A 13261-nucleotide genomic window follows, 5' to 3' on the forward strand; every position below is an offset into this window, starting at 1 on the left:
TCGCAACTGGATGTGCCGGTAGGGAGCCGTTGCAGTCGACGGCGCACCTAACGGTGGTGCCCGACAGCACGGGGTTGCCCGCACCCGATCGCAACGATCTGACGGCGGCGGACCGCCCGTCATTGATTGGCCCCTTGGATACGATCCAAGTCGATGTGTTCAACGTTCCGGACCTCAGCCGCGAGATGCAGGTAGATGCTAGCGGCCGCATTTCCATGCCGCTGGCCGGTACGATTGAAGCCCGCGGCAAGACTGCCGGAGAACTTGCCGATGCCGTCGAGGCCGCGCTGCGCGGTCGCTACGTCCGCAATCCGGAGGTGACGGTCAACATCAAGAGTTCGGTCAGCCAAGTTGTTACTATCGATGGTCAAGTAATTGAGCCTGGGTTGTATCCTGTCACCAACCAGATGACCCTCATGAGGGCATTGGCCTCGGCCAAGGGTCTGTCAGAATTTGCCCGGGAGGATGACGTGGTTATTCTGCGCACTGTGAACGGGCGCAAAATGGCAGGATTATACAACATCGCAGCGATCCGCCGCGGCATGTATGACGATCCGGCGATCTACGCCAATGATGTCGTTGTTGTCGGTGACTCGCCACAGCGGCGTCTGTTCCGTGATTTCATCTCACTGTCGCCGCTGCTCGCAGCGCCGCTCGTCGCGTTCCTGCAGTAAGGCGTGCCATTATGAACGTTATTCACACCTTACCGGGCGGACTGCCTTTGTCCGGATCGGCTGCTAACAGTGACGCTCGTGAAGGAGGTGACCGCACCCCCTTATTGCGGCAATATCTGCGCATTGCGATGCGCTGGCGGTATGTCATTATTGGAGTTACGGTGGCATGCGTGCTGCTGGGCCTTATTGTCACCCTGTTGATGGCGCCAAAATATACCGCGAGCTCGACAATCGAGATAACGCGGGAAGCCAATAAGGTTACCGATTTCCAGGGCGTGGAACGCGAGGCAAGTGTTGCAGATCAGGAGTTTTACCAGACGCAATACGGGCTTCTGCAGGCGCGTTCGTTGTCCGAACGCGTTGCAACCCAGCTTCGTCTGATTGACGATCCTAAATTTTATGAGCGAATGGGATTCAGCAGCGGCAATCCCGCATTTCAGCTAGTGGGGGGTAGATATCCCGCAGCCGGTCGCGCCATTCGGCTGCGTACGGCTGGGGAGATCCTGCTGAAGAATGTCAGCATCGAGCCGGTTCGTCTGTCGAGGCTGGTCAAAATCCATTTCACCAGTTCGGACCCGCAGTTTTCGAGAAACGTCGCGAACGCATGGGCGGATAACTTCATCCAAGCTAATCTCGAGCGGAAGATACAAGCCACCTCCTATGGCCGTAATCTTTTGCAGCAGCAGCTTGGGCAATTGAAACAGCGGTTAGATGAGTCCCAGCGGCAGCTAGTCGCTTATGCGTCAGCGCAGCGTATCATCAATTTGCCGTCTCAATCAGGCGACGGGCGATCGGCATCAGAACGGTCTATTGTCGCGGATGATCTGGCTGCGCTTAATGCCGCGCTGTCGCAAGCGACGGCCGATCGCATTCAGGCGGGAGCGCGCCATGAGCAGGCGGGCCGGGCCGGGGCTTCGACGGAGGCGTTGCGTAACCCTGCTATCAATGGCTTGCGGCAGAAGCGGGCCGAGCTTGCTGCGGAATATCAGCGTTTGATGTCGCAGTTCGAACCGGAATATCCGGCCGCTAAGGCTGTCCAGTCGCAGCTCGAGCAGATCGACCGGTCAATCCGGCGGGAAGAGGGACGGGTATCGGGCTCCCTTCTCGCCGAATTCCGGGAAGCGCAAGAACGCGAGGATGCGCTGCAAGCGCGCGTGAATCAACTCAAGTCCAGCTATCTCGACCTCCGCCGCAGGAGCATCCAGTACAATATCTATCAGCAGGAAGTGGATACCAATCGCTCACTGTATGATGGAGTTCTCCAGCGCTTCAAAGAGATTGGCGTGGCAGGTGGCGTGGGCGTGAACAACGTCTCCATCGTCGATCCGGCCGACACACCTCAGCGCCCGTCTAGCCCGCGCATGCTGATCAACGTGATGGTAGCACTCGTGCTGGGCGTAGGCCTGGGCGGGCTCGTTGCGCTTGGTTTGGAGCAGATCGACGAGGCGATCGCCGATCCAGTGGAGGTGGAGCGCCGTCTCGGCTTGCCGCTGCTTGGAGCGGTTCCCAAGCTGAGTGAGGGCACGCCTAAGGAGGCGCTGCTTGATCGCAAGTCAGCTATAGTCGACGCCTATCTATCGGTGCAGACCAACTTAGCGTTCACCACCGAGCATGGGGTTCCTAGATCGTTCGTGGTCACCTCGACGCGCCCTGCGGAAGGCAAGTCAACCACCGCGCTGGCGCTCGCAACGACGCTGGCCCGTGGCCAGAAGAAGGTCATCCTTGTGGACGGCGATATGCGTTCGCCGTCAGTGCATCACTTGGGGGGAGTTGATCACGACCGTGGCCTCAGTAACTTCTTGTCGGGCGAAGACAATCTCGAGATCCTGACATTTCCAATGCCCGACTTCGGTTTCACCGCCATGTCGGCCGGGCCCATCCCGCCTAACGCGGCGGAGCTCCTGACGGGCAATCGCCTTTCAGTGCTAGTGGAGCGGCTGCTTCAGACCTATGATCATGTGGTGATCGATTCTCCACCAGTCATGGGATTGGCGGACGCGCCGCTGATCGCGAGCAGGGTGGAAGGCGTGGTTTACGCCGTTGAGTCGCACAGTATCCGATCGAGTATGGTCAAGACCGCCCTAGCTCGCCTGATGAGCGCCAATGCCCGGATCATTGGCGGTGTCCTGACCAAATTTGAAGCAAAGCGGGCGCACCACGGCTATGGCTATGAATATGGCTACGGCTATGGCCGTAACGATAGCGCGAGCCGGGGCTAACAATGTCCCGTCAACCGCTTCTGCAGCGATCGGCGGCGGAATGGGGCGTGCGGGTTGTCTTGGCGCTGCTGCTCGCGGCAATTGCGTTCTTCGGTATTGCGCGCACCACGGCCTATGCACTGCGTGAAAAAGACCTTGCGCTCGCTCATGTCATGGCGCCGAGCGACGGTCGCATTACCGCTTTGAAGGCAGAAACGTTGCTTCAGTCGGGCGTGACCGCTGACAATGTGCGCACGATCGAACGGTTCGCTGTCCAGGCATTGCGGCAGGATCCGACAGCAGTAGCCGCAGCGTCGGCATTGGGCATCATCAAGCAGACGCGGGGCGACGCCGCAGGGGCTCAGCGCATGCTTGCTTATGCCGAGCGTCTGTCGCGCCGGCATTTGCAGACCCAACTCTGGGCGATAGAAGAAGCAGTAGCAAAGGGTGATATCAGCCAAGCTCTGCGACATTACGACATCGCCCTGCGAACGTCGCGCCAAGCGCCTGATCTGCTATTTCCTGTCCTTGAGAAGTCGATTGCTGATCCGACCGTTCGTGCCGCACTGGTTCGGACATTGGCCGCGCGGCCGGCATGGAGCACATCCTTCTTGGATCATATTGCAGGCACCGCGCCGGACCAGGCCGCCACGGCCGAGCTCTATGTAGCGCTCCACCGCATCGGCGTCGAAGCGTCACAAGGGGCGCAGGCGGAGGTGATCGATACGTTAATTGCCCGGGGCAATCATGATGCAGCATGGCAATTGTATCGTGAGATACGCCCATCCGCTCGGCGCGATCGCGCACGAGACCCGCGCTTTGCCCTGTTGCTCGATCACCCCACGCCATTCGATTGGGTCCCCGTAAATGGCACCGGGATCTCCAGCTCAATCCAGCGCAATAATGACGCTGGTTTGTTCGATTTCGTGGTGTCTTCCGGTGTAGGAGGCGTGGTGCTGAGCCAGCGGCAGTTGCTTGCCCCGGGTGTCTATCATCTGAAAGGGCATAGCATCGGTATCGATCTGCCCGAGGATGCCCGACCTTATTGGGCGCTGGCTTGTGGGGACGGCGAAGAACGTGGGAACGTCGATGTGCCCAATTCCGATCAGGCAGGTGGCTTCTTCACTGGCCAACTGATAGTTCCGGCTGACTGCCCGGTTCAGACTCTGATGCTTGTGGTTCGACCATCGTACAAGGTCGGGGGGGGCGCGGGCCAGATCGATCAAATCGAACTGATGCCGGCGCGGTAAGGAGATGAGAGTGCGCGTGTCAGAACTGATCGGCCTAAGCTTGGTGCTGGCAATGTCGCCCGCGGTTGCTCACGCGCGGGCGTCACAAAGCGCGACATCGACCGCCGACAGCCAAAATGACGACCAACTTGGCGCCCAACAATGGACGCAAACCCCGCTAGAAACTAACCCAACCGGTCGTACAGCAAAGTCGTCTGTAGGCGAGGCCGGCCAGCGGATGACGCGAGACACCACTGCGCAGAAAACCGGCGTAAAGCCGATGGCACGGGTTTCAAATCGAATCCAGAACCGTGTTCAGAACCGCATCCGCAACCGGATCGATCGATATTACGATCCGCAGAGCAACGCGACCGACTCTCTGGTCGTCGCCGAGGACCAAGCACGTACGGGTGTCCCCCTCCGTTGATCAACATGATCGGGAGTGAACCCCGTACAATCGGCTGTACCTTCTGATCGTACCACCAATCCGGCTTATCAACTTCGCTAGCTCGGACCGGTTACAGAACGTGGCGATCCGCGGAAAGGTCGCTCGGCTTGCGGTGCTGAAGTTGGCAATCTGAAGAACTTGGCCGCATGAGCATCGCGTCGACCACGCATTGGAATGGGAGCGATGACGTTCTAGCAGATCGCCGATGAGTAGGTGCGGATCAAGCTGCTCGAGCACGAGATCAAGAAGCTGCTATGCATGAACGAAATACTGCGCAAGGCCTTGACGTATTTTGCGATGGCGGAGCTCGACCGCCGCGAGAGATGATGTCGTTCATCGACGCGCATCGCGCGGAATAGGGTATCTAGCCGATCTGCCGCGAACTGGCGATCGCGCCGTCCCAAGGCACCGCACCCGCTTGAAGATCAATCGGGAGTTTCGTGTCGCCCGGCCAAACGCTTTGTGGGTGGTCGATCTTACGTATCTGCACACACGAGCAAGCTGATCATGCGTTGCGCGCTCGATCAAGGCCCAGAGTAGCATAAGTGAACGGGGTGGCCGCTCATCTACTAGTACCTGCTAGCCATCCGCAACCTCCCTTAACAACGCGACCTGCCCTGCAACTGGCTACTCGGCATACCATCTGCATTGATCAACATAATGTCCGATAAGATGGATTCTCGGACATAGAAGGGGGCCTGAATCCGGAGTGCATATAGCACGATCAGAGCCGAGTTGCTAAGATGCCGCGTTCGCTCCATCGCCGACGGTCGCAAAGGATTTCGCATGACGATACATCGCACCCGGATAACCGCTGACGGGCGCATCCAGTTACCTGCGCAGCTACGCCGTGAGTTGGGTTTATTGCCCGGTGATACGGTCGACCTCGAAATGCAGGACGGCCAGTTTGTGGTGCGCCGTCCTTCCAAGGCCTTGGAGCGCATTCGCGCCCGATTGTCCAAATACATCGAGCCGGGCACCGATCTGGTGGCCGAATTGAAAGCGCAGCGGATCGAGGATGCGCAGCGTGATTGATGCGATCCTCGATACGTCCGTGCTGCTCGCCTTCGCACAAGGCGAACGCCACCAGGTCGACGAAGACACCTTGCTGTCGCGCGCGGCGGTCTCGGCCGTCAGTGTCGCGGAGTTTCGCTCCAAGCTGCTTGAGAAGACCGTTCCGGCCGAGGAGGTCGAGGCCACCTTGCGCGATTTCAACCTCAAGGTGCTGCCGTTCGGAGCAGCAGAAGCCGATGCGGCCGGCCGCCTTATTCCCCTCGCGCGGCCGCATGGCATTGGCCTTGGCGATTGCGCGTGCATCGCGACCGGGCTGGTCGCCGGTTTGACCGTGTGGACGGCCGATCGCGACTGGATCAAGCTCGACGTGGCCGCCGCGATCAAGCTGATCCGCTGACGATGGCGCGCGACCTGCTGCCGATCTCCCCGCAGTTGCCTGCGGATCTGCGCGCCGAGATCGAGGGCGCGCGCGACACTCTTGCGGCGGCCAAGGCGGCGTCGACGCAAAAAGCCTACGCCTCGGACTGGCGGCGGTTCTGCGACTTCTGCGATGCGCGCAATGTCGAGGCGCTGCCCGCGCACCCTGACGTGGTGGCGTTGTTCGTGCACGTCGAGGCTGAAGCGGGCATCGCGCCGGTGACGATCGGCCGCCGAATCGCGGCGATCACCCACCATCATCGCGATGCCGGTCTTGCCTCCCCGAGCGCACGCGACGGCGCCGGGGTGATCGCGGCGATGCTCGCCGGCGTGCGGCGAAAGTATGCGCGGAAGAAAGAGCAGAAGTCGCCGGTCCAGGCCGATGTGTTGAAGGCGATGTTGGGGACGATCGAGGGCATGGGGGTGCGCGCCAGGCGCGACCGGGCGATCCTGGCGTTGGGGATGGCAGGCGCGTTTCGGCGCTCAGAGCTCGCGGCGCTGCGCCTCGAGGATCTGAAGTTCACGAATACAGGGCTGAGGATCACCATTCCCAAATCCAAGCGCGACCAGGAGCGCCAGGGCCAGGTCATCGCCATCCCCGAAGGACGGTTCATTCGCCCGGTCAACCTACTGCGGCATTGGCTTCATGCGGCCGATCTCCACCTTGCGGACCCCGCCACCGGCAAGCCGCGCACCGGGCCCGTGTTTCTGCGGCTTACCCGCTCGGACGTCCCCACGACCCAAGCAGTCACCGACAAGACCGTGGCGCGCCTGGTCAAGACGGCCGCCGCCGCGGCCGACCTCGATCCCGCCCTCTATTCCGCGCATTCGCTCCGAGCCGGGTTCCTCACCGAGGCGGCGGCGCGCCGCGCTAACCTCTTCAAGATGAAGGATCATAGCCGGCACAAGTCGCTCGATACGGTTGCCGATTATGTCCGCGATGCGGCACTGTTCGACGATCACGCCGGCGACGGCTTTCTGTAAATCGGGGAGGTCAATCGCGTGTTGGAGAGACTCGGTAGGTCCGACAGGGTGAATGGCCTCCTGCCCTTGGTTGGTTTTCTCATAGCCTACACAATGCTTGTCATCTCACCCCCGTATATTCTCCAGTTCTTCGACCACTATAACCTGCCTGTCGCTGCCGGAGTGGCTGCTGTGGCTCTGCTCGCGATGGCGTGCTCGCTGCTTGCTTCGGCAATTTGGAATGCTTGGATCAAACCGCATGGGCGGTTCAGCGATGCTTTGATGGGAATCACGATCATCGTCGTCGGAATGGTCATGCTGGACGGTTTGAAGAGCGCAGTAGGATCCTTCCCAGTTGGCACTGAGGATGAGCAGTTGGTGCACGGGATTCTGGTGCTTTGGGTCGGCTTGATCGCCTTCGCAACGAAGACGCCGTGGGATGATCTGCGCGACCAAGCCACTCGATGGTTACGCCGAAAGCTGGAGCGGGACCCCGCCGGGGGTTGACCGTCCGGGCTGCCGCCGCGAGACCAAGGCATGGAATGGAGCTCCTATTGCGACTGGCAGTCCCAGGACCCGCAGCATCGACCTGAGGTTTCTCTCGCAGACGGCTACCTTGCCGGCGCCGTGGTGTCGTTACAGGAGAAATCCGACGATCTCTGGATCGCCGATATCCTCGGAGATGCCAGCACCTGGAGCAGGGATCGAACCGTCGAGCCTGACGAACGGAGCAAGGCCCGCGACGTTCTGAAAGTCCGGTTAGCCGAAGCCCGCGAACAACTGGCCTCATCGCAGACGTCGTATGCTCCCGTTCTGAGCGTCTCGCCAGAGGGCGAATTCGACGTCGCCGCTTGGGCAACAGGGTTCGTCGAAGCGACGGGCCCCGACCTCGAAATATGGCTTTATCACCTTGCCGGCACGCGCGAAGCCGGTCTCTTTGGGGTCCTGGGAGCGCACGCAGCCGGTCCCATAGGAGACGCCGCCAGATCCTTACTTTCGAGCCATGCGAAGGCAGCGGACCTGGCCAGCCTTAAAGATCAGGCATGGGAGTACATCGGCCAGTTCGTTGCCGCGCTATATGCACGCAGATCTGCGCTCGGAATGCTTGCCGCCTAAAGCACATCGACCCTACCATTCGACACACTCATCATCGCCCCCGAAGGATGCTGGAAGGCGGGCATAGTGGGGCAGTGAATCCACAATAGGCATCACCGCGTCGGCGCAATGGATATGCAGTTGAGGAGCGACAGAGCCCTTGGGTAGAAGATATGCATTGAGGCTTCGCAAGCCGGCTGCCGCTACCTCCGTGAAAAGTGCTATTCCACACGAGGCACACCGCAATCTCGGCGTCCCTTTGACCGCCATCTTTACCGGCTCTCCGCTAACCACCTTCACAGCCTCGGCCGGATAAACGGAATTGACGACATAGGCGGCACCCTGCGCGATCTGACAATCGCTGCAGTGACAGTAAACCTGCGCCATTGGCTCCCCGCTGATCTGCAGGCTCACTTCGCCGCATAGACATTGGGTTTCGATCATCACCTAAACTCTACCACTGGCGCCTACGACCTCAGGAGTCACTGGGAAGCACAAGTGCGGTTGGCGTCGTCAAAAGCAGCTTTGCCTTCGGCTTTCATACGGGCTGTCCAATCTTTGTGAAACCGCTCGACAGCCTGAGTCCTTAGCCTGAGTTGAGCTGGGGTCGGAGCGGTTTCCTGGAGGCTTGGCAAAAGGCTACCTGGCCTGGATTGTTCCACCACGTACCAACGTATGAACTGGCGCTCCATCGCAGGGGATAGTCGGCCGCCATTTGCGAGTTGATAGGCGTTTTCCGCCTTAAGTTCCGCGATGATTTCAGACAGGCGAGCGTTCGCCTTGTCGATGCTATTGATGCAAGGATCATCATCGACGGAAGCAGCGTATGATGCCCTTGGTACAATCCCGGCTAAAAGCGCCAAGGAAACTATGAGCCCTACCCTGCGCATTAAGACCTCCGCCAGCAAACGCGCTGCCTAGTTCCTACCACGATGCCACGCGAGCATCGACCAATCTTGCCAGGGTACATCGACCTGCCCCCGCCGCCTTGCCACAACACAGCGAACCGTCGCTGCCAGCAAAAGCAGCAAGATGACAGCTGTCGGCACGCTCCTAATCAGGGCATAGGCGACGGGAGACATCGTGATCGAGGCCCACCGCGAGAAGTGCGCGCCTAAGCAGACGATTTGCAATGCAGTTGCCCAAAGTGGCCACATGCGCCGCGCATGCAGTGCGATGGCGCCAAACCCAACCAAGCCTATGATGTCCGTCCCTAACGAGGAGATGTCGACATTGTTAAACTCGCTCGGGATGAACTTCTCCATGGTCATCTGAAAGGCGACCATCACCACCATGACGACGGCACCGAGACGTTCTGGCGCCCCCCCTCTCCAGGCTACGGCTCCGAGCGATACAGCCATGAACGTCGCGTAAGGGATAACCAACTGGTTCAAGGACATGAGGAGGCCCACGTGCAAGCCGCTCTGAAGCACTGCGGGCCGCAGAGCCTTGCAAGCCGGGGCATCAAAGCAACCGCCCCAAAGCTTCGGCGCCTACCAGAACCGCGGCAAGCGTGATTGCGATCAGCAGCGCGAACATCAATACGAGCCCTACCCGGCCCAGCTTGCCAAGCTTTTCGTCCAATGCCTGTAGTCCGAACGGGCGTTCACCCTGATTGAGAATTTCCTGGCTCCCTCCGACCGTCTCGATCACAGAATCACTTGGAGGTTGGGAGGCTTCCAGGGCTTCCGCTTCCCTTTCCACGCTGCCCGGGTGCCCGTCGACTGCATCCGGCCCGTATGTGGTTTTCCCACATATGGCCTGAAGTTCTGCATACTTGCGAACAGTATCCTTGCGGTTGGCGGTCCCCCACTTCTCACGGACGGCCGCTATCCGCTGATCGACCGTGTTGGGAGCGATATTGAGCTCCCGAGCGATCTCCTTGGTGATGAGGTGGCGGCTGAGCAACTCGAGGACCTCGATCTGCTTAGCGGTCAATTGCCCCAGCATTTCTGCGGCCTTTTGTTCACTCAGCAAGATCCAGGATGCTCCCTCTACCATCGATGCGGGTCGAAGACCCCAGCCTTCGGAGCGGCAAGGGCAACCCTGCATTCAGAATGGCGGCTCCTAGACCCGAACATGGGAATTTGGACAATCCTCAAACACACTTCGAGCAAGGATCCTTGCTTTTGGGACGCCCCACGATGCCCTATTCTGACTGAGAACAGCGTTCTAGCGACACTCTTGGATATGGGGAAGAAACACAATATCGGTCGCGCGACGTTGACGTGTTGCAATCGACTCTCAAAAAACGGCCCATCGCTGCTGACAAGGTGACCTCCGCGCAGCTCGCATCGAGAGAGCGAAACGATGGTGCAATTCCAAGACCTGCAAATCCTGCTTGCCGCAAATGCGCAATTCGACGCTACTGAGTGCGTCGATGATCTTGAGATCGACGAGCTGGAGATCGTGTGTGCCCGCGTTCTTGCCTCGGATCCCTTTGAGCCTCTTGCCTATATGCTGGCGCCTGTCCTGGCCCATGCTCGTGAACTGCAAGAAACTGACGACTGAGCCTCGCGTCAGGCTGATTTCCGCGCCTAACACGTTGTGTTAAGCAACCATTATGGAAATTCAGAATGACCTTACCGCGCTCTACGAAGAGGCCGCGCGCGAACTCCGCGCCTCGAATGACGCGAAGCTCGAAGACCTGAAATGGCGTATCACCAGAGCGCAGGTGTATGAGCATTCGATAACGCCCGCGCTGCTCGCCAAACTGTTTAACGAGACGCCGGAATGGGGAACGGCGAGCTTCGCAGCTTTGCGGACAGGCGGGTTCATCCAGCACTCCCTCAGCCAATTTGGGTGGGTACGCCTCGATCCTGACAGTGCAGCCCATTATTTTGACATTCTGGCCGCGATCGAAGCTGTGGTGTCCTTGCGCTGCCGCTATCTCGATCTTCGCCCAGTGCTGCCAAGGCTCAAGATGCATCTGAGAGCGATCGACCGGCACGCAAAAGCAAACGACGTGTTCGAGGTTTGCCTCAACGCCCAGCGATTGTTTCTTGTGCTGGTTGCTGCGGTTGATGCACCCGATCTCTTTCGCGACTACGCCGCGATCGCCAAGGCCAGCATGGTCTATGCTTGGTGCGCCTCGCTCGATGAAAATGCCGCCGCATCCGTCAGCACGTCCATGCGCACGCTGGTTAAGGCCCTGGCCGATCATGACGGCGTCACAGCAGCCCGTACCGCCACGTTCCTGAGAGGAATGCCTTCCGCTACAGGCAATCCGTTAATTCCGATGTCGTGCTAGGCCACCACGTTCCTGGCTACGCCCGGGGCGCGGTCGGCGGACAGATAGAGCGGATAGTACGGATGCGACATGGCAAGCGTGCGGTCCCTGATGTCTGGTTCGCGCACGTTGTTGCAGTGTGAAAGAGCCTCGAGGTCGAACTTCATCGCCGGGTTTTGACTTAACGCGATATCGATTGCTCTTCGAAGATTGGAATAGACCTCGGCTTGGTTCTGGTGCGCATGGGCAATGTCGCCGTTGAGGGAATCTCGATTGAACCGAGCGACCTTGGCGATCATCGTTCGCAGGGCTGATCGGCCCACCATCAGATTGAACAGGTGGCGATAGAAAGCTTGGGGTATGAGCTTGTATACCACTTCGGCAATGGTCCGGCGCTCGCCTGCACGGAAGAGGATGCTCATCCACTCCATACTGCGCAGATAGAAGGCTTCTTCCTTGGGATCGGTGTCGACAAGGACACCTGCGAGCCGCTGAAGTCCTATCAAGCGCGGGCCCTTTTCGGCGACAACGCGCGTGGTGGAAATCTGCACGAAGACCTCGAGCCGATCGGCGCATTCGAGGATGTTCTCGGCGGTCCAGATTGCGCGCGTGTAGCTCTTCTGATGGCGGTTCAGATAGCCATCGCTGGCGAGAGCGTTAAGCACTCCGATGGTTGCCGGCCGCGACAGTTCACCCGGCCGCATGAACATTGCAGTGGTAAGGCGCTCACCTTGTGCAAACTCATGAGCGAGGATGCGGCGGCGCATGTCCAGGTAGAACTTCAGCTGGGCGGCTTGGGGCATCATTGCCTCTTATGCGTGACCGTGTTTTGTTGCGACCGATTGGTTTCATCAGCAAGCTTTATTAACCAACCTTTCCCCCAATATCACGCCTCGCGCTGGCGTTTGGCCGCGAGGCATGATATTTTTGAGGAAAGGAGTTATGCCGTGAAGCACGCCAGCCCATTCAACGACTTCGTGCCGTTCCAGAACGGCGTTGCCGAGGATCTGCCGTTCCACAATGGCGCGCCTGTCCAGGCAGAGGTTACCTCAATCGGCGAGTGGATTATCTTTCTCGTCGGAGCGGCGCTCGTTATCGGAGGTATCTTGTTTGGGTAGCGATCTAACGATCGCGACCCTCAAACCATTTCTTTCCTAACTTATCGCCGGCCTTCGCTGGAAGTGCAGCAGCATCCCTGATCGCGCTCTCCCGATGCTCCTCATGGGCTTGGTGCTGCCGCGAAATCGACCCTCTGCCCTCCTGGATCTCTCGGGAAACTTCGTCGGCATAATGCGCAAAACCGCCACTACCGCTTGAACCACCTTCACCCGCTGTGGCTCCGAGACTCCCACGTAAATCAGCTTCGCTGAAATCACTTGGGCCCTGCACTGAGCCACGCAGTTCGGTGGGCGGCACGAGCTCGTCCCGCACGGGCTCCATAATGTCGTCGATGTAATCCTTTGCAATACGATCGACGATCATTTCGCGAGCGCGCATCTGGGTCGGACTAAGATCCACGGCCTGCAAAGAGGGAGCGCCAAGCGCTCTGAACTCGGCGCTATTGGCATATTCCTGATACCTACTAGCAATAATCTGCGAGAGATCCTGACTAACCTGAACCCCGCCGCCTTCGCGCATCGTCCACGTGGTGCCCAGGGAACGCGAGGCCTCATCAATTTCCGCAAGCTGCCTGTCGATCGAGCGTATCTCTTCGACTGTTTTGTCGCGGAACGATCTCCTTTCTGAGTAGCCCTCGTTACGTGAGAAGTCCCCAGAGCGGTTGTAAGCCTCTTCACTTCGCCGAACATCTTCAGAGGCATCTTCGCTTTGCCGAGAGTTATCGCTGTGGCTCGACGTCGACCTCGAGTGAGAACACCGGGAATAAAAGGGGCCACGGACCGGACCGGAGCACCGGGATAAAAAAGGGCCAGTCCTGTTAGACCTTCGCTTTTGTGCGGAGGTGGAAGGATGAAGAGAGTGGAGCTTTATCAGAA

At 59.3% G+C, this 13261-nt stretch carries 17 protein-coding genes, 1 pseudogene and 1 other annotated feature; of the genes and pseudogenes, 13 read left to right on the plus strand and 5 right to left on the minus strand.

What is annotated here, in order from left to right:
• Positions 1–56: 56 nt before the first annotated feature.
• The 10 genes and pseudogenes from C2R25_RS00580 (at position 57) to C2R25_RS00625 (ending at position 8059) form a co-directional block, all read left to right on the plus strand.
• Positions 57–674, plus strand: coding sequence for a polysaccharide biosynthesis/export family protein (locus tag C2R25_RS00580; RefSeq protein ID WP_233203687.1), 618 nt, complete (start codon positions 57–59; stop codon positions 672–674).
• An 11-nt stretch (positions 675–685) separates the two neighbouring features.
• The gene (locus tag C2R25_RS00585; protein ID WP_103727359.1) at positions 686–2893 is read left to right on the plus strand and encodes a GumC family protein; all 2208 of its coding nucleotides are present in this window, start codon (positions 686–688) and stop codon (positions 2891–2893) included.
• 2 nt (positions 2894–2895) lie between these two features.
• Complete coding sequence (locus tag C2R25_RS00590) at positions 2896–4122, plus strand: hypothetical protein (protein ID WP_103727360.1); 1227 nt, start codon at positions 2896–2898, stop codon at positions 4120–4122.
• Between the two features lie 16 nt (positions 4123–4138).
• Positions 4139–4528: a hypothetical protein gene (locus C2R25_RS20105; RefSeq protein ID WP_146049586.1), complete on the plus strand. Its 390-nt coding sequence runs from the start codon at positions 4139–4141 to the stop codon at positions 4526–4528.
• A gap of 234 nt (positions 4529–4762) precedes the next feature.
• A pseudogene (locus tag C2R25_RS21225) lies at positions 4763–4905 on the plus strand (IS3 family transposase); the annotation flags it as partial.
• Positions 4834–4947 (plus strand) — a sequence feature (AL1L pseudoknot). (Overlaps the previous pseudogene by 72 nt.)
• A 388-nt stretch (positions 4948–5335) precedes the next feature.
• Positions 5336–5584: an AbrB/MazE/SpoVT family DNA-binding domain-containing protein gene (locus tag C2R25_RS00605; RefSeq protein ID WP_103727362.1), complete on the plus strand. Its 249-nt coding sequence runs from the start codon at positions 5336–5338 to the stop codon at positions 5582–5584.
• Positions 5568–5960, plus strand: coding sequence for a type II toxin-antitoxin system VapC family toxin (locus tag C2R25_RS00610; RefSeq protein WP_233203688.1), 393 nt, complete (start codon positions 5568–5570; stop codon positions 5958–5960). Before C2R25_RS00605 ends, C2R25_RS00610 begins: the two co-directional genes overlap by 17 nt.
• 2 nt (positions 5961–5962) lie before the next feature.
• Positions 5963–6964, plus strand: a complete 1002-nt coding sequence (locus C2R25_RS00615; protein WP_103727363.1) for a tyrosine-type recombinase/integrase — start codon at positions 5963–5965, stop codon at positions 6962–6964.
• Positions 6965–7012: 48 nt separating this feature from the next.
• The gene (locus C2R25_RS00620; protein WP_158250590.1) at positions 7013–7450 is read left to right on the plus strand and encodes a hypothetical protein; all 438 of its coding nucleotides are present in this window, start codon (positions 7013–7015) and stop codon (positions 7448–7450) included.
• Between the two features lie 30 nt (positions 7451–7480).
• Entirely contained in the window at positions 7481–8059 is a 579-nt protein-coding gene (locus C2R25_RS00625) for a UPF0149 family protein (RefSeq protein ID WP_103727365.1), read from the plus strand.
• A gap of 12 nt (positions 8060–8071) precedes the next feature.
• On the opposite strand, the gene C2R25_RS21230 is transcribed toward C2R25_RS00625, so the two are convergent.
• The 3 genes from C2R25_RS21230 to C2R25_RS00640 form a co-directional block, all read right to left on the minus strand.
• Positions 8072–8482: a GFA family protein gene (locus C2R25_RS21230; protein WP_103727366.1), complete on the minus strand. Its 411-nt coding sequence runs from the start codon at positions 8480–8482 to the stop codon at positions 8072–8074.
• Between the two features lie 473 nt (positions 8483–8955).
• Positions 8956–9333, minus strand: a complete 378-nt coding sequence (locus C2R25_RS00635; protein ID WP_146049588.1) for a hypothetical protein — start codon at positions 9331–9333, stop codon at positions 8956–8958.
• Positions 9334–9502: 169 nt separating this feature from the next.
• Entirely contained in the window at positions 9503–10015 is a 513-nt protein-coding gene (locus tag C2R25_RS00640) for a response regulator transcription factor (RefSeq protein ID WP_233203689.1), read from the minus strand.
• Positions 10016–10348: 333 nt separating this feature from the next.
• Here C2R25_RS00640 and C2R25_RS00645 point away from each other — a divergent pair, with 333 nt between their 5' ends.
• Both C2R25_RS00645 and C2R25_RS00650 read left to right on the plus strand, forming a co-directional pair.
• A complete protein-coding gene (locus tag C2R25_RS00645) occupies positions 10349–10549 on the plus strand; it encodes a hypothetical protein (protein WP_103727368.1) in 201 nt (66 codons plus the stop codon).
• A gap of 52 nt (positions 10550–10601) precedes the next feature.
• Positions 10602–11288 carry a hypothetical protein gene (locus tag C2R25_RS00650; protein ID WP_103727369.1) on the plus strand — a complete coding sequence of 229 codons (687 nt, stop codon included), beginning with the start codon at positions 10602–10604 and terminating at the stop codon, positions 11286–11288.
• On the opposite strand, the gene C2R25_RS00655 is transcribed toward C2R25_RS00650, so the two are convergent.
• Positions 11285–11977 (minus strand): hypothetical protein, encoded by a 693-nt coding sequence (locus C2R25_RS00655; protein ID WP_158250591.1) that lies wholly within the window; start codon positions 11975–11977, stop codon positions 11285–11287. The genes C2R25_RS00650 and C2R25_RS00655 overlap by 4 nt on opposite strands.
• 33 nt (positions 11978–12010) lie before the next feature.
• On the opposite strand from C2R25_RS00655, the gene C2R25_RS20300 reads away from it, so the two are divergent.
• On the plus strand, positions 12011–12385 hold the full coding sequence (locus tag C2R25_RS20300; protein WP_158250592.1) for a hypothetical protein: 375 nt from the start codon (positions 12011–12013) through the stop codon (positions 12383–12385).
• Positions 12386–12389: 4 nt separating this feature from the next.
• Here C2R25_RS20300 and C2R25_RS00660 read toward each other — a convergent pair whose 3' ends face one another.
• Entirely contained in the window at positions 12390–12905 is a 516-nt protein-coding gene (locus C2R25_RS00660) for a hypothetical protein (RefSeq protein WP_199183722.1), read from the minus strand.
• Between the last annotated feature and the right edge of the window lie 356 nt (positions 12906–13261).

Origin of the sequence: Novosphingobium sp. HII-3, from assembly GCF_002916655.1 — a bacterium.
Classification (GTDB): Bacteria; Pseudomonadota; Alphaproteobacteria; order Sphingomonadales; family Sphingomonadaceae; genus Novosphingobium; species Novosphingobium panipatense.

Bases quoted from the DNA above. Each gene is read 5' to 3' on its own strand.
- C2R25_RS00645 (WP_103727368.1), top strand. From the start codon at position 10,349: ATGGTGCAATTCCAAGACCTGCAAATCCTGCTTGCCGCAAATGCGCAA.
- C2R25_RS00615 (WP_103727363.1), top strand. From the start codon at position 5,963: ATGGCGCGCGACCTGCTGCCGATCTCCCCGCAGTTGCCTGCGGATCTG.
- C2R25_RS00655 (WP_158250591.1), bottom strand. From the start codon at position 11,977: ATGTTCATGCGGCCGGGTGAACTGTCGCGGCCGGCAACCATCGGAGTG.
- C2R25_RS20300 (WP_158250592.1), top strand. From the start codon at position 12,011: ATGAGCGAGGATGCGGCGGCGCATGTCCAGGTAGAACTTCAGCTGGGC.
- C2R25_RS00650 (WP_103727369.1), top strand. From the start codon at position 10,602: ATGGAAATTCAGAATGACCTTACCGCGCTCTACGAAGAGGCCGCGCGC.
- C2R25_RS00590 (WP_103727360.1), top strand. From the start codon at position 2,896: ATGTCCCGTCAACCGCTTCTGCAGCGATCGGCGGCGGAATGGGGCGTG.
- C2R25_RS00635 (WP_146049588.1), bottom strand. From the start codon at position 9,333: ATGGTGGTGATGGTCGCCTTTCAGATGACCATGGAGAAGTTCATCCCG.
- C2R25_RS21230 (WP_103727366.1), bottom strand. From the start codon at position 8,482: ATGATCGAAACCCAATGTCTATGCGGCGAAGTGAGCCTGCAGATCAGC.
- C2R25_RS00585 (WP_103727359.1), top strand. From the start codon at position 686: ATGAACGTTATTCACACCTTACCGGGCGGACTGCCTTTGTCCGGATCG.
- C2R25_RS00660 (WP_199183722.1), bottom strand. From the start codon at position 12,905: ATGCGCGAAGGCGGCGGGGTTCAGGTTAGTCAGGATCTCTCGCAGATT.
- C2R25_RS00610 (WP_233203688.1), top strand. From the start codon at position 5,568: ATGCGCAGCGTGATTGATGCGATCCTCGATACGTCCGTGCTGCTCGCC.
- C2R25_RS00605 (WP_103727362.1), top strand. From the start codon at position 5,336: ATGACGATACATCGCACCCGGATAACCGCTGACGGGCGCATCCAGTTA.
- C2R25_RS00625 (WP_103727365.1), top strand. From the start codon at position 7,481: ATGGAATGGAGCTCCTATTGCGACTGGCAGTCCCAGGACCCGCAGCAT.